Annotated in this window: 23 protein-coding genes; 10 read left to right on the top strand and 13 right to left on the bottom strand. The window is 68.1% G+C overall.

Annotated elements, in window-relative coordinates; genetic code table 11:
* Window positions 1-192: 192 nt before the first annotated feature.
* From ACFC3F_RS12830 to ACFC3F_RS12815, 4 genes are all read right to left on the bottom strand, one after another.
* On the bottom strand, window positions 193-1089 hold the full coding sequence (locus tag ACFC3F_RS12830; protein WP_376130271.1) for a TerC family protein: 897 nt from the start codon (window positions 1087-1089) through the stop codon (window positions 193-195).
* A 65-nt stretch (window positions 1090-1154) separates the two neighbouring features.
* Window positions 1155-2135, bottom strand: a complete 981-nt coding sequence (locus ACFC3F_RS12825; protein WP_376130268.1) for an SRPBCC domain-containing protein — start codon at window positions 2133-2135, stop codon at window positions 1155-1157.
* Between the two features lie 2 nt (window positions 2136-2137).
* Window positions 2138-2512 (bottom strand): ArsR/SmtB family transcription factor, encoded by a 375-nt coding sequence (locus tag ACFC3F_RS12820; protein WP_376130265.1) that lies wholly within the window; start codon window positions 2510-2512, stop codon window positions 2138-2140.
* A gap of 214 nt (window positions 2513-2726) precedes the next feature.
* On the bottom strand, window positions 2727-3605 hold the full coding sequence (locus ACFC3F_RS12815) for an SDR family oxidoreductase (RefSeq protein ID WP_376130262.1): 879 nt from the start codon (window positions 3603-3605) through the stop codon (window positions 2727-2729).
* A gap of 69 nt (window positions 3606-3674) precedes the next feature.
* Between ACFC3F_RS12815 and ACFC3F_RS12810 the strand changes: the two genes are divergently transcribed.
* Window positions 3675-4145: a MarR family winged helix-turn-helix transcriptional regulator gene (locus tag ACFC3F_RS12810; RefSeq protein ID WP_376130259.1), complete on the top strand. Its 471-nt coding sequence runs from the start codon at window positions 3675-3677 to the stop codon at window positions 4143-4145.
* Window positions 4142-4771, top strand: coding sequence for an NAD(P)-dependent oxidoreductase (locus tag ACFC3F_RS12805; RefSeq protein ID WP_376130256.1), 630 nt, complete (start codon window positions 4142-4144; stop codon window positions 4769-4771). The genes ACFC3F_RS12810 and ACFC3F_RS12805 overlap by 4 nt, the downstream gene beginning before the upstream one ends.
* 22 nt (window positions 4772-4793) lie before the next feature.
* On the opposite strand, the gene ACFC3F_RS12800 is transcribed toward ACFC3F_RS12805, so the two are convergent.
* Together ACFC3F_RS12800 and ACFC3F_RS12795 are read right to left on the bottom strand one after the other, a co-directional pair.
* The gene (locus ACFC3F_RS12800; protein ID WP_376130253.1) at window positions 4794-5180 is read right to left on the bottom strand and encodes a type II toxin-antitoxin system VapC family toxin; all 387 of its coding nucleotides are present in this window, start codon (window positions 5178-5180) and stop codon (window positions 4794-4796) included.
* Window positions 5177-5428, bottom strand: coding sequence for a type II toxin-antitoxin system Phd/YefM family antitoxin (locus ACFC3F_RS12795; protein WP_376130250.1), 252 nt, complete (start codon window positions 5426-5428; stop codon window positions 5177-5179). Before ACFC3F_RS12795 ends, ACFC3F_RS12800 begins: the two co-directional genes overlap by 4 nt.
* Window positions 5429-5584: 156 nt before the next feature.
* Here ACFC3F_RS12795 and ACFC3F_RS12790 point away from each other — a divergent pair, with 156 nt between their 5' ends.
* Both ACFC3F_RS12790 and ACFC3F_RS12785 read left to right on the top strand, forming a co-directional pair.
* Window positions 5585-5965 carry a cupin domain-containing protein gene (locus ACFC3F_RS12790; RefSeq protein WP_376130247.1) on the top strand — a complete coding sequence of 127 codons (381 nt, stop codon included), beginning with the start codon at window positions 5585-5587 and terminating at the stop codon, window positions 5963-5965.
* An 81-nt stretch (window positions 5966-6046) separates the two neighbouring features.
* Window positions 6047-6505, top strand: a complete 459-nt coding sequence (locus ACFC3F_RS12785; RefSeq protein ID WP_376130244.1) for a DUF1801 domain-containing protein — start codon at window positions 6047-6049, stop codon at window positions 6503-6505.
* An 18-nt stretch (window positions 6506-6523) separates the two neighbouring features.
* Here the strand turns inward: ACFC3F_RS12785 and ACFC3F_RS12780 are convergent, their stop codons facing one another.
* From ACFC3F_RS12780 to ACFC3F_RS12760, 5 genes are all read right to left on the bottom strand, one after another.
* The gene (locus ACFC3F_RS12780; RefSeq protein ID WP_376130241.1) at window positions 6524-7651 is read right to left on the bottom strand and encodes a DSD1 family PLP-dependent enzyme; all 1128 of its coding nucleotides are present in this window, start codon (window positions 7649-7651) and stop codon (window positions 6524-6526) included.
* The gene (locus ACFC3F_RS12775; protein WP_376130238.1) at window positions 7648-8571 is read right to left on the bottom strand and encodes an ornithine cyclodeaminase family protein; all 924 of its coding nucleotides are present in this window, start codon (window positions 8569-8571) and stop codon (window positions 7648-7650) included. The genes ACFC3F_RS12780 and ACFC3F_RS12775 overlap by 4 nt, the downstream gene beginning before the upstream one ends.
* The gene (locus tag ACFC3F_RS12770; protein ID WP_376130235.1) at window positions 8555-9196 is read right to left on the bottom strand and encodes a transcriptional regulator; all 642 of its coding nucleotides are present in this window, start codon (window positions 9194-9196) and stop codon (window positions 8555-8557) included. Before ACFC3F_RS12770 ends, ACFC3F_RS12775 begins: the two co-directional genes overlap by 17 nt.
* A gap of 17 nt (window positions 9197-9213) precedes the next feature.
* Window positions 9214-10353 carry a pyridoxal-phosphate dependent enzyme gene (locus ACFC3F_RS12765; protein ID WP_376130313.1) on the bottom strand — a complete coding sequence of 380 codons (1140 nt, stop codon included), beginning with the start codon at window positions 10351-10353 and terminating at the stop codon, window positions 9214-9216.
* A 63-nt stretch (window positions 10354-10416) separates the two neighbouring features.
* Window positions 10417-11016 carry a TetR family transcriptional regulator gene (locus ACFC3F_RS12760; RefSeq protein WP_376130232.1) on the bottom strand — a complete coding sequence of 200 codons (600 nt, stop codon included), beginning with the start codon at window positions 11014-11016 and terminating at the stop codon, window positions 10417-10419.
* A 128-nt stretch (window positions 11017-11144) separates the two neighbouring features.
* Between ACFC3F_RS12760 and ACFC3F_RS12755 the strand changes: the two genes are divergently transcribed.
* The 5 genes from ACFC3F_RS12755 (at window position 11145) to ACFC3F_RS12735 (ending at window position 16540) form a co-directional block, all read left to right on the top strand.
* Complete coding sequence (locus ACFC3F_RS12755; RefSeq protein ID WP_376130229.1) at window positions 11145-12152, top strand: hypothetical protein; 1008 nt, start codon at window positions 11145-11147, stop codon at window positions 12150-12152.
* A gap of 102 nt (window positions 12153-12254) precedes the next feature.
* Entirely contained in the window at window positions 12255-14645 is a 2391-nt protein-coding gene (gene purL, locus ACFC3F_RS12750) for a phosphoribosylformylglycinamidine synthase subunit PurL (protein ID WP_376130310.1), read from the top strand.
* Between the two features lie 10 nt (window positions 14646-14655).
* Window positions 14656-14787 carry a hypothetical protein gene (locus ACFC3F_RS12745; RefSeq protein WP_376130226.1) on the top strand — a complete coding sequence of 44 codons (132 nt, stop codon included), beginning with the start codon at window positions 14656-14658 and terminating at the stop codon, window positions 14785-14787.
* A gap of 46 nt (window positions 14788-14833) precedes the next feature.
* Window positions 14834-15724, top strand: coding sequence for a hypothetical protein (locus ACFC3F_RS12740; protein WP_376130223.1), 891 nt, complete (start codon window positions 14834-14836; stop codon window positions 15722-15724).
* A gap of 9 nt (window positions 15725-15733) precedes the next feature.
* The gene (locus ACFC3F_RS12735) at window positions 15734-16540 is read left to right on the top strand and encodes a hypothetical protein (protein ID WP_376130220.1); all 807 of its coding nucleotides are present in this window, start codon (window positions 15734-15736) and stop codon (window positions 16538-16540) included.
* 68 nt (window positions 16541-16608) lie between these two features.
* Here the strand turns inward: ACFC3F_RS12735 and ACFC3F_RS12730 are convergent, their stop codons facing one another.
* Both ACFC3F_RS12730 and ACFC3F_RS12725 read right to left on the bottom strand, forming a co-directional pair.
* Window positions 16609-17298 carry an ABC transporter ATP-binding protein gene (locus tag ACFC3F_RS12730; protein WP_376130217.1) on the bottom strand — a complete coding sequence of 230 codons (690 nt, stop codon included), beginning with the start codon at window positions 17296-17298 and terminating at the stop codon, window positions 16609-16611.
* Window positions 17295-18410, bottom strand: a complete 1116-nt coding sequence (locus ACFC3F_RS12725; RefSeq protein WP_376130214.1) for an ATP-binding cassette domain-containing protein — start codon at window positions 18408-18410, stop codon at window positions 17295-17297. Before ACFC3F_RS12725 ends, ACFC3F_RS12730 begins: the two co-directional genes overlap by 4 nt.
* Here ACFC3F_RS12725 and ACFC3F_RS12720 point away from each other — a divergent pair.
* On the top strand, window positions 18312-18683 hold the full coding sequence (locus tag ACFC3F_RS12720) for an FCD domain-containing protein (protein ID WP_376130307.1): 372 nt from the start codon (window positions 18312-18314) through the stop codon (window positions 18681-18683). The genes ACFC3F_RS12725 and ACFC3F_RS12720 overlap by 99 nt on opposite strands.
* The last annotated feature ends 61 nt before the right edge of the window (window positions 18684-18744 follow it).

Below are 18744 nucleotides of genomic sequence, written 5' to 3'. Positions count from 1 at the left end.
CGACCCTTCGACAAGCTCAGGGACCGATCCAAGCTCAGGGACCGGTCCAAGCTCAGGGACCGATCCCACCCTCAGAGACCGAAACCACCCTCAGGGACCGAAACCACCTCAGGGACCGAAACCACGCTCGGGGAGCCGAAACCACGCTCGGGGAGCCGAAAGTTGCGGCGACGACGACACTTCGGCAAGCGCTCAGCCGAGGCCGCGGCGCTCCTCACCGGACGCCGCTTCACCGTCGACGGGTTTGCGGGAGAGGCCGACCGAACCCGCACCCGGTTCCTTAGACAGTGCCGCCGTGACGGCTACCGATTCGTCGACGCTCGGGTAACGCGGCCGCAGCTGCACGGCGTTCCGGGCGCGCTGCTCGCGCTTCGCCTTGCGCGATGCCGCGAAGAGGTTGAGCGCCTCGACGAAGATCGCGAACGCCATCGGGCCGTAGATGAGGGCCTTGTCGATGTGGAAACCGAAGCCCTCGGCGATCAGGAACACCCCGATCAGCAGCAGGAACGACAGCGCCAGCATCTTGACCGTGGGGTGCGCGTTGACGAACCCGAAGATGAACCGGGCGGCGAACAGCATGATGCCGAACGACAGCACGACGACCGTGATGATGATCAGCATGTTCGTCGTCATGCCGACCGCCGTGATGACCGAGTCGAGAGAGAAGACGAGGTCGAGCACGAGGATCTGGGCGATGACCGATCCGAACGTCACCCCCTTGCCGTTCGACGTGCCCTCGGATTCCTCCTCGCCCTCGAGCTTGTGATGGATCTCGGTGACGGCCTTGTAGACGAGGAAGAGACCGCCCGCGATGAGGATGAAGTCCTTCCACGAGAACCCGAGGTCGCCGATCGAGAAGATCTCCTCGGTCAGCGTGATGAGCCACCCGGCGAAGAAGACCAGAATGATGCGCATCAGCATCGCGAGCGTGAGCCCGAGGTTGCGCGCCTTCGCCTGCTGCTCCTTGGGCAGCTTCGAGGCGAGGATCGAGATGAAGATGACGTTGTCGACCCCGAGGACGACTTCGAGCACGAACAGCGTCAGGAAGACGGCGATGAGGTCGGGCGTGAAGGCGAAAGAGAAGTCCACGCAGTGATCTTAGGGTCGGGATGCCGCTGCTCCGCGAGGGCTTGCGGCATCCCTCCCCGTCGTGCTCAGGCCTCGGCGAGCACGCGTTCCAGCCGCGCGTAGCTGGACTCCATGCCATCGGCCATGCCCGTGGCCAGCACCATGTCGCGCGTCGCGCTGTCGGGGTACTCGATGAGCGTCGTGATGAGGGTCGCGCCGTCCTCTTCTTCGAGCTGCAGATCGTTGAGCGTCGACGGGTAGTCGGTGCCCGTCATGTGCTCGGTCGTGACGCCCCGACGCGGCGGTTCGCTGAGCACCGTCTCGCCGTCGAACCCGAAGCGCTCCCCCTCGGTGCCGGGGAGGGGCTCCCACTCGTACCGGTAGCGCCCGCCCACGGCAGGGTCGACGTCGCACACCGACATCCGCCAGCCATCGGGCCCCAGCATCCATTGCCGGATCAGGTCCGGCTCGGTGTGCGCGCGCCAGACGAGCTCACGCGGACCTTCGATGAGCCGCGTGATGCGCACGTGGGTGTCATCGAGGATCTCGGTGCGCGTGCCTTTGCCGGCCGCATACTCGCGCAGCCCCTGCAGCACGCGGTCGAGCTGGTTGATCGCCATCGTCGATCCCTCGACGGCGCCGAACGCGACGACCTGTTCGAGCGCATCGGCGGAGTCGAAGTACGTCGTGTTGATCAGGCGTGACCCGGTCTCGGTCGGCTCGAACCGGAAGACGACGCGCATGGCGGGCATCCCCTCGAGCGGCGCACCATCCTCATTGATGAAGTTGTCGAGCACGGTGAACCCACGCGGCTCGTCGATCTCGAGGAACTCCCACGACCCCGACGATTTCTCACCCTGCGGGCTCGTCATCGTATAGACGGCGCGACCACCGACGGTGAGATCGAAGGTCGGAAACGTCGCGGGCCATCCGGGCGGGCCCCAGAACCGCTCGAGCTGGCTCGGATCGGTGAACGCGCTCCAGACCCGTTCGACGGGCGCATCGAAATCGGCCGTGAGCGTCATGGTGAGCGCTTCGGGGTCGGTCGTGACATCGGTGACAGGCATGATCAAGCTCCTTCTTCTTCGGAGGGTTCGGACGGTTCGGTCGCTGGGGCGGACAGCAGCGCATCGAGACGCGAGATGCGGGCGCGCCAGAGTTCTTCGTAGCGCGCGAGCAGTGCACGGGCGCGAGCGATCATGGCCGGATCCGCTCGCACGAGTCGTTCGCGCCCCTCGGCGCGCTTGACGATGAGCCGCGCGGCCTCGAGCACCGAGACGTGCTTCTGCACCGCGGCGAATGACATGTCGTACTCGGCCGCGAGCATCGAGATCGACAGTTCGTCGTCGATCGTGCGCCGCACGATGTCGCGCCGCGTCGTGTCGGCGAGCGCCTGGAAGACGCGGTCGATCTCGTCATCGCTGAGTTCCCTTTGTGCAACCATTTGGTTGCACGTTACTCCCGATTCACGCTCTCGGCAATACCTCTGCAACCCCCGGAGCCGCGACTGGGGTCAGGTCCGCGCTCACCTTCGTGCCGAACAGTGATGCCCCGGCTCACCGAACTCGCGGTCGACGATCTGACCGAGGCTCGCGATCGGTCGCGGGCGTGAGACGGGCGCGAATGGCGCCGGAAGGTGTCGCACGGGGTGCCGCGCCTCAGCGAGCACGACTCCAGACGGACCGCTCGCGCAGCGCGAACTCGCGGAACCTCGTGGCGGGACGACCCGTGAGCTTGCGGACCATCCGGTTGGGGAACGCGGAGACGTTGAATCGCACGACGCGGTAGATCATGCGCTGCACGGCGATGTAGTCGGCGGGCGCGCCCTGCTCGGCGAGGCGGGCGAGATATTCCTGCTCGGTGGGCCGCGGGTAGCGGATGACACGGCCGAGGACCTCGGAGAGGATGCGCGCGACGTTGCGGTAGGTGAGGGTCTGCTCGCCGTTCAGGGTGTATTTCCTGCCCTCGTGGCCGGGTGAGGTGAACACGGCGGCGGCGACGTCGCCGATGTCGCGGGCGTCGATGAACGCGGTGAAGGCGTGACCCGCGGGGACGTAGATCTCGTCGTCGTCGCGGATGCCGCCACGGTAGGTCGTGGAGAGGTTCTGCATGAAGAAGTTGGGGCGCAGGAACGTGAACGGCGCATTCCGGGCTTCGAGGTACTGTTCGACCCGATGGTGCGGAACCCCCTTGTTGTGCTGCACTCCCTGCAGGGAGAGGAACACGATCTGGCGGAAGCCGAGATCCATCGCGACGTCGATCACGGGGAACAGGTAGGTGTCGACATCCTCGATCGGCGGCGGTCGCATGAGGAACAGCCGGTCGCATCCGGTCATCGCCTCGCGCAGTGCGTCCTCGTCTGACCCGAACTCGAAGATTCTCCACTGCGCACCCGCCGGCAGGTCCGCGGCATCCGCCTCGCTGCGCACTCCCGCGACGACGCGCTCACCGCGGTCGAGGAGGAGCTCCACGACGGCGGAGCCGACCGTGCCGGTTGCTCCGGTCACGAACACGACGGGACGGGAATCATTCAGCATGTATGTATGTATGTATGTATGTATGTATGTATGTATGTATGTATGTATGTATGTATGTATGATACAGCTATGCATTCGTCTTTCGCGCGGATCGATGGGGCGCTCATCGACATGCGCCGGATCTGGGCACCGACCACGTCAGGGCGGGCCGCGCGGGGTGAGGCCGCGAGCGTCGACCTGTCGACGGTGCTGATCGTCACCGCGATCGGCGATGCGCCCGATGGGCTGTCGGTCGCCGACATCGCGAGCGAGCTGGGCGTCGCACCTGCAACGGCCAGCCGGCTGTGCGATCGCGCGGTCGTCGGCGGGTACGTCGCAAAGGCCAACGCCGCCGCCGACGCGCGCCGGCTCTCCCTCACGCTCACCCCGGCCGGCGGGGCCTTGCGAGCGCAGTCCGAAGCCTTCCGGCTCGACTACCTGCGCCGCATCCTGCACGTCTGGACATCTGAAGACGTCCAGACGTTCGAGCGGCTCCTCACCCGATTCGCCACCGCCGTGCACGTCGACCCCCCGACGCCTCCCCGAGGAGACATCCCATGAAGCTCACCGTTCTCGGCGGCACCGGTCGCACCGGCCGCCTCCTCGTCCCGGATCTTCTGAACGACGGCCATCAGCTGACCCTCCTGGTGCGCGACCCCGCCAAGGCCGCGCGGTGGGCCGATCAGGCGACGATCGTCGCCGGTGACATCCGCGACACCGGCGCTGTTGCGGAATCGCTGGACGGCGCCGACGCGGTCGTATCCGCCCTCGGGCCCGTCGGCAAAGACACCACACTCCTGCGCGACACGGCCCGCATCCTCTCGTCCGCGATGGCCGATGCCGATGTGACGCGCTACGTCGGCATCAGCGTCGCCGGCCTCACCCTCGAGGGCGATCGCAAGCGCGGCCGCGACAAGGTCATCTCCTGGCTGCTGAACAGGCTCGGCGGCGAGCTCGCGAAGGACAAGATCGCCGAACACGCCGCATGGGAAGAGAGTGATGTCGATTGGACGCTCGTCCGCGTCCCGCGACTCATCGACGGCGGAGCAGGAGCAGTCGAGGTCGACCCGCACCGCTCCGGACGCCGCACCACCCTCACTCGGGCGAACCTCGCCTGCTTCCTCGCCGACACCGTCGCAACCGGCTCCTATCCGCGACAGGCGCCGTTCGTCACAGACCTGCGGTAGCGCGGGCCCCGACGAGCCACTCTCACGACGGAGCGATGACGGCGACGCCGACCTCCCGTGCAGCACGTGCCAACCGCTCGTCATATGTGGCAATCGCATCGACTCCGAGCCGCAGTGCCCCGATGAGATGCAGCGCATCGAGCGAGCGCAGCGCAACGCCCGGCAGGAGGCCTGCCTCCCGGTAAAGGCTGAGCGGCAGGTCGTAGAGCGAGACGGCCGCGAGGATGTGGGTGACCTGGAGCTGCGGGAGAGCGTACCGGGTCGCGAGTCGGCGCAGCTCCGTTTCGAGCAGCAGCGTCGCAACCAGTTCAACGGAATCTCCGTCGGCCCATTTCACGAACGCGGCGGACTCCGGCTCCTCGACGAGAAGCTTGGCGGCGGCTGATGTGTCGAGATAGAACCGCGTCACCGCTCGCCTCGAAGATCGTCCAACGCTTCGGTGATCGTGCCGTCGACACGGCGTCGAGGCAGAGAACTGAAGCCACCCTGCCGCGTAGCGGGCTGCGCAAGCGGCAGGTCGGCAGCGGTTCGACCGATCGGAATGATCTGCGCAACGGCCGTCCCGTGATTCGTGACCGTATAGGAATCACCCGCAGCAACGCGCTTCAACACCTCCGCGCTGTTGTTGCGCATATCGCGGTGGCTGATCGTCTTCATCCCTCGAACGTAGCACGCGTAGCACAACCACGTGCGGCACATCTGTGCCAAGATCGGCCATTCCACTCGCGCGGCCGCGGCGCTGTCGCGATGGAGCACGACCTTCTCAGCCGCTGACTCGAAGATGCGCACGAAACCGAGACGGAAGGATCGGCCATGACCACGGATCGCGGAGACGACGTCGACACCCTGCGGCCGCGCGTCGTCGGAGACACCTCGCGGCTGCCCTCCATCCGGGGCGGCTCGGCCTGGCGGCTGGAGCCACCCACGCGAGGACTGGATGCGAACGTCATCGATCTTCCGCCCGGCGACGAGATCCGCAACCACGTCGGACCCGCCCTCGATGTGCTCATCCACGTCCTCGCCGGTGACGGATCCCTCGAAACCGATGACGGGAGCATCCCTCTCGCCGTCGGCACGATCGTGTGGCTTCCGCCACACTCGACGCGGCGCTTCCTCGCCGGCCCGCACGGCCTGCGCTACTTCTCGGTCCATCAGCGCAAGCCAGGGCTGACGATCGCCAGCCGCCCCCGCTGATCTGGCCCGAGGGCTTCACTCGTCCGCCCCCACCGGGGATACAGTCGATGCGTCACCGCGGCGAAGGGCAGGTGCTCCGACATGGCGGAAGCGGCCGGGATCATCAATCGGTCAGGTCCAAAGGACGGCGAGGCATTCCGCGGCATCCTGTCGCGGGCGACCGAACAGGCGCAGTCGGTGGCGGACGCCGTTCGCGACCTCGTCTACGACGTTCTGCCGCAGACGGTGGAGGTCGTGTGGCAGAAGCAGCGGTCGGTCGGATGGGGAATCGGCCCGAAGAAGTTCACCGAGCAGTTCGCCTACTTGATGCCGTTCAAGAACCACGTGACGCTCGGCTTCTACTACGGCGGCGACCTGCCCGACCCGAGTGGGCTGCTCCCCACGTCGGGTGGGCGGCAGGCGTCGGGACGTCTCGCGATGCGCAGCCTGAAGCTCGCGTCTGTCGACGAGGTGCAGCGCCCCGAGCTGCGCACGCTGATGGTCGCCGCGGTGGATCACCTGGAACCCGGTCCGACCGAACGCGAGCGTCCGGAGGGCTGACGAGGTCGTTGCCGGTGGTCACCACCCGTTATGCCGCTCCCAGGTGGGTGCCGGCGGGTTCACTCCGGTCAGGTGATATCGCTGGTGCTGGGATGCGGTCGCGCAGGCGTGGTTGGGAAGGATGCGCAGGCGCGTGCCGATCGGGATGTCGGGGAGCGGTCGGTGGCTGCCGTCGCGGATGGCGAGTTGGCCGTGCTCCTGACTGGCGGCGACCATGATCAGATCCCGGATGAGCTCGCCGTCGATCGTGGCGACGAGTCCGTAGCCCTGGTCGGTGCGCTGTGCGGCGGTGCCCCGGTCACGCGATGTGGCCATCCAGCCGCCGTCGGTGAGGATCCATCCGTGGGCGGGTTGGTGGCCGATGACGGTGACGACGACGGACAGCGCGATGTCCTCTGTCGTGCAGACTCCGATGCCGGCCATCACCAGATCGAAGAAGACGAAGTTGCCGGCCCGGACTTCGGTGACTCCCTCGAGCTGAGTGGCGGCGTGGGCGGTGGGCGTGGAGCCGATGCTGACGACGGGGCACGAAAGCCCGGCCGCATGCAGCCGCGCGGCTGCGTCGACGGCGGTGCTTCGTTCGTTCTCGGCCGCGGCCTGTCGACCCTCTGGGGTGGGGCTGTAGTAGGACTCGCCGGCGTGGTCGAGGACACCTCGCATGAGTTCCGCAGCATCCAGGATGCGGGCGATGTCCAGCAGTGTCGGGTCGTCCGGGCGCAGACCGCCCCGGTGCCCGTCGCAGTCGATCTCGATCAGAGCCGGCAGAGCGACGCCGTTCGTCGACGCGTAGTCGACGAACGCTTCGGCTTGGGCGACGCTGTCCAGCAGCAGCGTCAGGTCGACGCCGCCGCGGACGAGGGCTGCGGCGCGGGGCAGCTTGTGCGGGTCGATACCGACGGCGTAGAGGATGTCGGTGTATCCGGCGTCGGCGAAGTACTCCGCTTCGGCCAGTGTCGACACGGTGATCGGGCCGGTGCCGCTAGGGAAGACGCGGGATGCCACCTCGATGGACTTCGCGGTCTTGACGTGCAACCGCAGCGGCACCTGGAGGGTCTTCAGGTGGGTGCGCAGCCGGGCGATGTTGGCGTCGACGCGGTCGACGTCGAGCGCGAGGAAGGGGGTGTCTGGGGTGTGCAGAGTGGTCATCGGCTTCGGGTCGCTTCGTAGGCGGCGAGGATGTGTTCGGCGAGGGTGAGGTCCTGCAGCGCGAAGCCGGAGCTGTCGAAGATCGTGATCTGGTCAGCGGTCTGTCGTCCGGGTGCGGAGCCGGAGATCACGGCGCCGAGGGGTGTGATCGTGACGTGCTCGGGCGCGTGCTGGAACTCCCCGAGGGTGCGGGTCTGCTCGGCGACGTCGCAGAACAGCGCGGCGTGCTCGTAGAGCGCGGAGGGCAGCTCGCGTTTGCCAGGGCCGTCGGCTCCCATCGCCGACACGTGGGTTCCCGGCCGCACCCATCCCGCCTCGAAGAGCGGTTCCCGAGAGGTCGTGGCGGTCACGATGACATCGGCCGACGCGACTGCGGCGTCGATCGGAGCGGCCTGCGTGTGAATCGTGTTCAGGCGCGCACCGATCCGCGCGGCGAGGGCGTCGGCTTTCTCGGGGTCGCGTCCGGCGACCAGCACCGTGGTGATCGGACGGACCCGCGCGACGGCGATTGCTTCGTAGTACGCCTGCGTGCCGGTTCCCACGACGGCGAGGGTGGCCGCGTCGGGGCGGGCGAGGGTCTGCACGGCGAGCGCATCGGCCGCCGCGGTGCGCATCGCGTTTGCGGATGCCGCCTCGATGACCGCGGCCAGACGCCCCGTCGCAGGGTCGAGCAGGATCGTGGTCGACCCGTGGCGGGGGATTCCGAGTTCGCTGTTGCCGAGCCAGTAGGTGCCGATCTTCACCCCCGTCGCTGAGCCGGTGCTGCCGGACTTGAGAGTGAACCGCTGCCCCTCCACCGGGGTCCGCCCCACGACGACGGGGAAGACCATCCCTTCGGAGGTGAAAGCTGCGCGCGCGGCGTCCAGAGCGAGCTGTTCGTCGACGAGCTCACTGGTCACCGCCTCACTGAGATACTGCATCGCTGGTCTCCCTGATCTTGCGAAGGTCGTTGTAGAGGCCGGCCCGGGACACACCGAGCCGGGTCGCCACGGCGGCCGATGCGCCGCGGAGCTCGAAGATTCCCGCCGTGGCGAGGTCGCGGATCACGGCCGTCCGGGTCTGCCGGTCGAACCCTCGCGCCGCGATCCCCGCGGCCCGCTCGCGTTGCTCGACGATCCGGTTCATCATTTCCGTCAGCCCCGTCGGGAACTCGGTCACCGGCGCCGTTTCGGTCTCGGCGGCGGGAAGCCCGATGAGGTCGTTCACGGCCTCGGTGATCCGGTTCAGTGCGCTCACGTCCACGTTGATGCACAACGCGCCGATCAGTGCGCCGGCGTCGTCGCGCAGCGGGATCGTGGTGCTCTTGAGCAGCACCCCGTCGGGTGTGCGGGTGATGTAGTTGAGGTCGGTGGCGGCGTTGTCGCCGTCGGCGAGGACCCGGTGGCCTATCTCGCTCATCCCGTCACCCACCCGACGGCCGGTGACATCACCTGCCACCGCGATCACGGAACGGTCGGGGTCCCGGTAATCGTGCAGCACGATCTCGCAGGACCGCCCGAATGTCGCCGCGATCCCCGGCACGAGATCACGGACGGTCGCGAACACCCGGTCGGCGGAGTCGTTCATGCGCGGACCGCCTCGACCAGATCGCGGACCGTCGGAGCGGCTTTCAGACCCGACCCGCTCAGCATGACCACGGTGGTCTCGGCCGGATGGACCGTGCCGGCGTGCAGCAGCATCGAGTACGCGGCGGCGGCGGTGGCGCTCGTGGGCTCCACGAACAGGCCACGTGAGCACAGTTCGTCCAGAGCCCGCACGATGCGCTCCTCCGAGACCGCGACCGTCGAGCCTCCCGATTCGCGCAGCGCCGCGATCATCGGGGCCAGCCGCAATGGACGGGCGATCGCCGTGCCTTCGGCGATCGTCGGCAGGACGGGCCGCTCGACCGGAGTGTCGACGTGTGCGGTGAAGCTCGCGTCGACCGGGGAGCAGTTCACCGGCTGCGCGGCGAACAGTCGTGGCATCCTCGCGATCTGGCCGGCGTTCATCAGCTCACGGAAACCGAGGTAGCAGCCCAGCAGGCTGCTGCCGGCGCCGACGGAGATGACCACGTTGTCGGGAGCACGGAAGCCGAGGTCTTCCCACAGCTCGTACGCCTGCGTCTTCGTCCCCTGCAGGAAGAACGCCTGCCAGTTGTGGGACGCGTAGAACGCCGGCGCCGTCGCCTGACGGATCGCGGCGTTCTGCGACTCCTCCCGCGGGCCCTCCACCAATTCGACCTCGGCGCCGTATGCGCGCACCTGAGCGATCTTCGCCGGCGACGTCGTAGCCGGCGCGAAGATCTTCACCTGCAGCCCGCCGGCGGCCCCGTAGCCGGCGACGGAGGACCCGCCATTGCCGGAACTGTCCTCCAACACGCTGGTGACGCCACGGTCCCGCAGGTAGGACAGCATCACGCTCGTCCCCCGGTCCTTGAAACTCGCCGTCGGGCTGAACCACTCCGCCTTGAACAGCGGTCGCGCCGTTCCCTCCCACGCGTGCTCGATCAACGGGGTCACGCCTTCGCCCATGCTGATCGGAGACGGGATCTCGACCGGAAGCGCGGCGCGATATCGCCACAGCGACCGCTGCGAGTCGTCGATATCGCCTCGGCCGATCCCCGGCCCGGCGTCGATCCACAGCGGGCGACCCGAATCCGACCGCCACCTCGGCACGTCCAACGGGTACGACGAGCCATCGACGAGATCTCGATACCTTCGCATCACGCGTCCAGCCTAGACGAAACGAGTAGATCTGGACAGAGTGTCCAGGTATGCTCCTGGCTGCTAGAGCGGCCCGCTGAGATATCTCTGGATGGCCGGCGCGATCAGGCGGACGACCTCTTCGAAAGAGAGGTCGGCGAGCGGCTCGATCCGCAGGACATGCCGGGCGAATGCTGCTCCCGTGAGGTGTGCACCGGCGAGCGATGCTCGCAGTGCGGGCCGGTCGGCGCTGAGCGCCGGGATGGCGTGGGTGATCAGTCGCGACGTCACCAGGTCGCGCGATCGTTCCGCCGCGCGTTCGGAAGCCAGCGCCGTGCGCACCATCGCAAGCACCGGCGCGGCGGTTTCGGGGTTCTCCCAGAGGCTCAGATATGCACGCGTGATCCGCTCGCCGATGCCGTCGGGCGCGCCATCGATCGCTGCGGTGAGCGCTGCGGAATACCCGTCGGGCAGGGCGAGGGCCGCTTCGAAGAGACCGTCCTTACTGCCGTAGAAGTGCCGGATCATGCCGGGATCGACATCAGCAGCGGCGGCGATCGCGCGCAGCGAAGCCCCTGCATAGCCATCGCGGGAGAACAGCTCTCGTGCGGCCGAGAGGATCACGTCTTGCGTGCGATTGTCGCCCGGACGACGCCCGGGGCGGGTCTGCGGCTTGGGGGTCATCGCCCCTCAGGATATGTGGCGTTGCGACGCAATTCCACATATGGGGAGATTCGACTGGATCATCGCGCTTCCAGCCATTAGGCTCACGCCCAGAACTCCACGCTTGTGGAAATAACTCAGGAGCATGCATGTCCCTCACCCCCGCCGCGACCACCGACACGGCGACAGCGCCATCGAGCTGGAGCAAGGTCGCCGGTGTCGTCGCGATCCTGATCGCGATCATCGTCGTCTTCCTCCTCGCCTTCGCCCTGCCGAGCGTCAACTCGGAACCGCACGACATCCCGATCGCCGTCGTCGGGCCCGGCCAGGTGGTCACGGCGCTCGGTGATGCACTCGAGGAGAACGCGCCGGGTGGATTCGAGATCACCGTGGCCGATTCCGCCGACGACGCCCGGGAGCTGATCCTGAATCGTGACGTCTACGGGGCGTTCATCGTCGACCCGGCGAGCGGACTGACCGTGGACACGGCGTCGGCGGCGAGCTCCTACGTCGCGACGATCCTGGAGGCCGCCGCGCAGCAGATCGGTGCGGTGACATCGCTGCCGGTCGTCGTCGACGACGTCGTGCCGTTCCCGGAGGCGGATCCGCGCGGCATCGGACTGTCGGCGGGCGCCCTCCCGATGGCGCTCGGCGGATGGATCGCCGCCGTGGCGACGGTCGCGCTGGTTCGTGGAAACCGCCAGCGGCTCGCCACCGCAGGATCCTTCGCCGTACTCGGCGGACTCGCGCTCACCTCGACCCTCTATTTCTGGATCGGCACGTTCGAGGACAACTTCTGGATGACCACGCTGGGGGCCATGCTGGGCATCGCCGCGACCGCGTTCCTGGTGCTCGGCCTCGGACGACTCCTCAAGGGCGTCGGCATCGCGATCGCCGCGGTGCTGCTGATCCTGCTCGGCAATCCGCTGTCGGGCCTGTCGAGCGCGCCCGAGGTGCTGCCCGTGCCGTGGGGCGCGATCGGACAGCTCCTGCCGCCCGGCGCCACCGGGACACTGCTGCGCAACCTCGGGTTCTTCGACGGGGCTGCGACGCTGCATCCCATTCTCGTCCTCACCGCGTGGCTCGTGCTCGGGCTCGCCATGTACGCATTCGCCGTCGTCCGCGATCGACGCGGGGAGGGTCGGCTGACCGAGTAGGTCATCACACTCCGCTCCCGGCCCCCACGGGGCACCGCCCACGGCGGGTCGCAACTAGACTTGACCCGTCTGGCCACCCTCGAATTCCTGGAGCTCAGCCGCGTGACCACCCCCTCGCAGAATTCCGCGGCCGTCGCCGACACCGTCGCCAACGCCGCCGCCACCCCCGAGAAAGAGCAGCCGTACGCGGCGCTCGGCCTCAAAGACGACGAATACGCCGAGATCCGCCGGATCCTCGGCCGCCGCCCGACATCGGGTGAGCTGGCGATGTACTCCGTCATGTGGAGCGAGCACTGCTCGTACAAGTCGAGCAAGATCTACCTGCGGAAGTTCGGGCAGAAGGTCTCGGACGAGATGAAGACCCGCCTCATGGTGGGCATGGGACAGAATGCCGGCGTCGTCGACATCGGCGAGGGCTGGGCGGTCACCTTCAAGGTCGAGTCGCACAACCACCCGAGCTACATCGAGCCGTTCCAAGGCGCCGCGACGGGTGTCGGCGGCATCGTGCGCGACATCATCTCGATGGGCGCGCGCCCCGTCGCGATCATGGACCAGCTGCGCTTCGGCGCGATCGACCACCCCGACACGGCGCGCGTCGTGCACGGCGTCACGAGCGGCATCTCGTTCTACGGCAACTGCCTCGGCCTGCCCAACATCGGCGGCGAGACGGTCTTCGACTCGGTCTACCAGGCCAACCCGCTCGTCAACGCCCTCGCGGTGGGCGTGCTGCGCCACGAAGACCTCAAGCTCGCCAACGCCTCGGGCGCGGGCAACAAGGTCGTCCTGTTCGGAGCCCGCACGGGCGGTGACGGCATCGGCGGCGCGTCGATCCTGGCATCCGACTCGTTCGACCCTTCGACCAGCTCAGGGACCGATGTCGCCGCAGGCGGCGACGGCGCGGCGAAGCCGCAGCGGAAGCGCCCCGCCGTGCAGGTGGGCGACCCGTTCGCCGAGAAGGTGCTCATCGAGTGCTGCCTCGAGCTCTATCAGGGCGAACTCGTCGAAGCCATCCAGGACCTCGGCGCCGCGGGCATCTCGTGCGCGACGAGCGAACTGGCCGCCAACGGCGGCTCGGGCATGCGCGTCGACCTCGAGAATGTGCTGCTGCGCGACTCCACGCTCACGCCCGAAGAGATCCTCATGAGCGAGAGCCAGGAGCGCATGATGGCCATCGTCGCGCCCGAGAAGCTCGACGCGTTCCTGGCCGTCACCGCCAAGTGGGACGTCGAGACGAGCGTCCTGGGCGAGGTCACCGGCGACGGCCGCCTGCAGATCTTCTGGCACGGCGAAGAGATCGTGAACGTCGACCCCTCCACGGTCGCCGTCGACGGCCCGGTCTACGAGCGCCCCGTCGCCTACCCGACCTGGATCGACGCGCTCCAAGAGGACTCCGCGTCGGCGCTGCCGCGCGACCTCGACCCCGACACGCTGCGCGGTCAGTTCCTGCAGCTCGTCTCGAGCCCGAACCTCGCCGACACGTCGTGGATCACCAACCAGTACGACTACTACGTGCTCGGAAACACCGCGCTGTCCTTCCCCGACGACGCCGGCATGATCCGCGTCGACGAGCAGTCCGGACTCGGCTTCGCGATCGCGACCGACTGCAACAGCCGCTTCTGCCAGCTCGACCCGTACGAGGGTGCCAAGCTCGCCCTCGCCGAGGCGTACCGCAACGTCGCCGTCACCGGCGCCGTGCCGACCGCGGTGACGGACTGCCTCAACTTCGGCAGCCCCGAGAACCCCGAGGTCATGTGGCAGTTCTCGCAGACGGTCGACGGCCTCGCCGACGGATGCCTCGAGCTCAGCGTCCCCGTGACCGGCGGCAACGTGTCGTTCTACAACCAGACCGGTGACCAGCCGATCTTCCCGACCCCCGTCGTGGGCGTGCTCGGCATCATCGACGACGTCGCGCGCCGCATCCCGTCGGGGTGGCAGGATGCCGGTGAGAACATCTACCTGCTCGGTGTGACCTCGACCGAGCTCAGCGGATCGCAGTGGGCCGACACCGTGCACGGGCACCTCGGCGGTCGTCCGCCCGCGGTCGACCTCGCGCAGGAGCGCAAGCTCGCCGAACTGCTGCACGCGGCAGGGCAGCAGTCGCTCATCTCGTCGGCGCACGATCTGTCCGGCGGCGGACTCGGCCAGGCCCTCGGCGAGGGCGTGCTGCGCTTCGGCGTGGGCGCCCGCGTATGGCTCGACGAGATCGTCGAACGCGACGGCGTCGACGTCGCGACGGCGCTGTTCTCGGAGTCGACCGGCCGTGTCATCGTGACCGTCCCCCGCGAAGACGACGTGAAGTTCCGCGGGCTGTGCGAAGGCCGCGGCTACCCCGTGCTGCGCATCGGCGTGACCGATTCGCCGAGCGACGACGGCGTCGCCGCTCTCGAGGTGCAGGGCCTGTTCACCGTGCCGCTGCCCGAGCTGTACGAGCAGTCGACCTCGACGCTGCCCGCGGCGTTCGGGCCGACGGTCGCCGAGCCTGTCGCGGGATAACCTGGACGACATGAGCGACGACGAGTACGGCAGTTACGACGACGCACGCCAGCGCCGGATCAAGGTGGTCGCGTGGGTCGTCATCGTCTCGCTCATCGTCGTCGGCGGTGGCGCGACGGTCATCGCCCTGCTCTTCGGCTGACCCACCCCATCTCCCGCACGCCGATTCGGACGGTTAACATCGGAGGGTGGAGCCCCTCCTGGTGTTCATCGTCGAGTTCTGGTGGATCGCGCCGGCAGCAGCCGGTGCCGGAGGTGTCGGCTACGCCGCGGTGACCACGCACCGACGACGCTCGGGGGGCACGATGAGCAGGTGGCGCGCGAAACGTCTCGAGCTCGAGGCTGCACGCCACGACGTGCAGATCGCCTACCGCACGATGCTCGAGGCCCGCGCCGACGTCCGTGCCGCGCAGGCGAGGGTGCAGCACGCGCAGGCACAGCGCGCGAACCCGACACCGGGCACGCCGACCGTCACCGAGGCCAAGCGCGACCTGCAGCGTGCGCGCCAGGCGCACAAGAGCGCGACGATGGCACTGAGAGCTTCACGCACCCAGGTCAAGGCGGTCGACGCCCGGCGCAGCGCCGCCGGACCGAACGATCCGCTGCCCCTCGAACGGCTCATGCACGAGCACGACGCCATCACGGCGCGCTGGCTCGAATACGAGACCGACCCACTCGCGATGATCTCGTTCCCGCAGATGAGCGATGCGCGGCATCCCGCGACACACGCCTTTCTGCGCGCGCAGAGCGAAGCGCACCGGCTCCGGCCCGCGTCGGCGCTCGCCCGCATGCGTCCGGAGGAGTATGCCGCCTATCGCACGGCCGTGGCGAGATACGGAGCGGCGTTCGCGCACGCCGAGGCCGAGGCGCGCCGGGCGGGAGCCGGGACACCGACGCGGATGCCGCGCCCCGGCGCCTCCTCACGCTCTACGCGACCCGCGGCCGGCGTCGAGACCGACCCGCGTGGTGCCGCGCGATCGCTCCCGCCGTCCGAGCCCGAAGCTCCGCGGAGCCAGCGACCGGTGTGGCCGATTCCCGCACGCACATCCCGCCCCTCCGGCGAGAAGCCCCTGACATAGCATGAGCGGGTGGAGACCCTCGCAACCCTCTGGGAGAGCTACTGGTGGCTGATTTTTCCGCTCGGCGGCGCCGCGGTCGCCGTCGCGGGCAAGATCGGCAGTTCGTGGGAGCGACGGGCGAAGCGCCGCCACAAAGAGAAGCTCGAGATGCTCAAGGCCAAGAGCGAGCTGCGGGCAGCACGCGAAACGCGTGCGGTCGCACCCCCGCCGGAGTCGCAGGCGACACAGCTCGCGAAGCTCTTCGCGACGCATGACTCCGTCACCGCGCGCTGGCTCGACTACGAGCTCGACGTAGCGAAGCTCATCGCCTTCCCCGCGATGAGCGACGGTCGCCAGCCACTCACGGCGGCGTTCCTGCGGGCGCAGCGCGTCGCCGACGGGTTGCGGCCCGCGTCACCGAAGGTCCGGCTCACCCCGGACGAGCTCACGGAGTACCGCAATGCCGTCGTCGATTACGAGGTGGCATTCGACGTCGCCGAGCGCGATGCGCGCCGGCTGAAAGCCTCCACCTTCAGCGAGAGCGAGCGGCGCCGCCTCGACAAAGCGCAGCAGCTGCTGACGATCGCGGTCGACCAGGCCGCGACACCGGCCGAGCGCCAGGTCGCCTACAAGCGCGTGCGCGAAGAGCTCGACGGACTGATCTCGCTGTCCGACGACGCGATCGAAGGGCTCGAAACGCGCGTGGCCCTCGAGCTTCCCACGCGGTCGGGTGCGGCATCCGCGTCGTCATCCCGCGCTCCGCAGCCGCAGTCGCCACCACGCGCCTCTCCTTCGCACGCGCCCGAATCCGGCAACGGTTCCGACGCGTCCTCTTGACCGCAGCGAGATAAGCGGTGCCCGCGCGGAGCGTGGATCTCACGCGCGGACACCGCAGTCGAGGTCGGTCAGCCGAGATAGGCCTCCCGCAGCAGCGACGAGTCCTCGAGCAGTGCGGCCGGCGTTCCGTTGTAGGTCACTCGCCCGCCGGTCACGACCACCGCGTGGCTTGCCACGCCCAGTGCCAGGTGGGCGAACTGCTCGATGAGGAGCACGCCCACTCCCGTCTGCGCGATCTGCTGAATCGTGGGCAGGAGCCTCAAGAACACGACGGGGGCGAGACCGAGAGACATCTCGTCGAGCAGGAGGTACTTCGGCTTCGCGGCGAACGCGCGCGCGAGCACGACCATCTGCTGCTCACCGCCGGAGAGCAGCACCGTCGCATTGTCGAGCCGCTTCTCGAGCTCCGGGAAGAGCGCGAGCGACTCGTCGAGATCGACTTTCGTGCGGGCGGTGAGCTTCAGGTTCTCCCGCACGGTCAACGAGGGGAAGATCATGCGCCCCTGTTCGACGTGATTGATGCCCAACCGCGCGCGACCACGTCGCGACAGCTTGCGCACGTCGTGCACATCGTCCATCGTGATGCGCCCGTTGACCGTCGTCACGACACCGGAGATGGCCTCCAGCAGGCTCGTCTTGCCCGCGCCATTCGGCCCGACGATGGTCGTGATCTCGCCCGGGACGATTTCGAGCGATACGTCCGAGATGACCGGTCCCACGCCGCGTCGAACCGTGACTTCCTCGAGAACGAGGCTCATGACAGCATCTCCGTTTCCCCCATGTACGCCGTGAGCACGGCAGGGTCGGACAGAACCGCCGCCTGCTCACCCGCGGCGAGCACCTCACCGAAATTCAGAACGACGAGGTTGGTGCACACGCTCCGCACGAGATCCAGGTCGTGCTCGACGATGAGCAGAGTCACGCCGAAGCGGTCGGGGACGGCACGCAGCCGGTCCGCGAACGCGAGGTGCTCTTCGTGCGACAGTCCCGCGGCGGGTTCGTCGAGCAGGAGGACTTTCGGCTTGGCCGCGATGTTCGCCGCGACTTCGATGAGCCGTCTCGTGCCGACATCCACGATCTGCAACGGCGTCGCCGGGTCGGGGCAGCCGAAGAACTCGAGGGCCTCATCGATCTCATCGTCCGCGGATCGGCGTGCGATGAATCGCGCGTAGGCACCGACCGACATCGTGGTCGGCACGCGGTCTTGTTGGAACGTGCGGCGCAGCCCGGCGCGAGAGATCTGGTGCGGCGCACGGCTCCCGAGCCCGATCCCCTCGAGTGTCACGCTTCCCTCGTGCTGCGGCAGAAACCCGCTGAGCGCATCGATGAACGTGGACTTCCCGGCCCCGTTCGGGCCGATCAGTCCCAGGATCTCGCCGCGGCGGATCTGCACATCGACATCGGAGAGCGCGCGCACGGCGCCGAAGCTGACCGTGAGGCCTCGCACGTCGAGCAGGACATCCTCGTGCGGCCGCGGCACCGGTGCATCCAAGGGTGTCAGCGAAGCGAGCGACGACCCCGAGCGCAATCCGGCACGACGACGTCGACGTCGCATGATCGCGTTGCGGATGTCGTTTCCGATGTTCGAGTTCGTCGCGAGCGCATAGATCCCGAGCAGCGCGAACGCGATGTTCGACCACTCCAACGGGATCTTGAACTGCTTGAGGATCTCGGGAACGAGCACGAAGAGGATGCCGCCGACCAGCGCCATGTCCAGGAGGTGTGCGCCCACCGCGATCGCGAGCACGTACATCCCGAGCGAGTTCAAGGTCTGGAACGTGATGTAGTTCGCCGTCGTCACCTGTCCGACGATGAGTCCGCCGGCGATGCCGCCGATGAACGCGCTCACCGCCTCAATCGCCGGTTCCATTCGATTCTGTTCGCACCGTGTCCCAACGACCAGATCCTCGAACTCGTCCACCGCGGCGGGACGCGACTGTCGGGATTGCGCGGCTCGACGTTCGCCTTCGTGCCCGATCGCGCCTTGCAGTCGGTCCAGGAGCATTGCGACATGCTCGAGATGCTGCGCAGTGATGTCGACCCGGTGACGATCGAACTCGCCGCCCGAAATCACCGGTGGCGAACGAAGGATGCACTGCTGCGCGAGCGCAGCACAGGGCCCGCGCCTCTGGAACCGGTGTGACGCGGCATCGGGCAGCGGCATCCGTCGCCCCGGTCCCGCGTGACGCAGAACGGCCCCGGCG

It is taken from the genome of Microbacterium sp. NPDC055910, from assembly GCF_042271185.1.
Classification (GTDB): Bacteria; Actinomycetota; Actinomycetes; order Actinomycetales; family Microbacteriaceae; genus Microbacterium.
The sequence above is the reverse complement of the archived record's forward strand: the minus strand, read 5'-3'. Positions and strand labels throughout refer to the sequence as shown.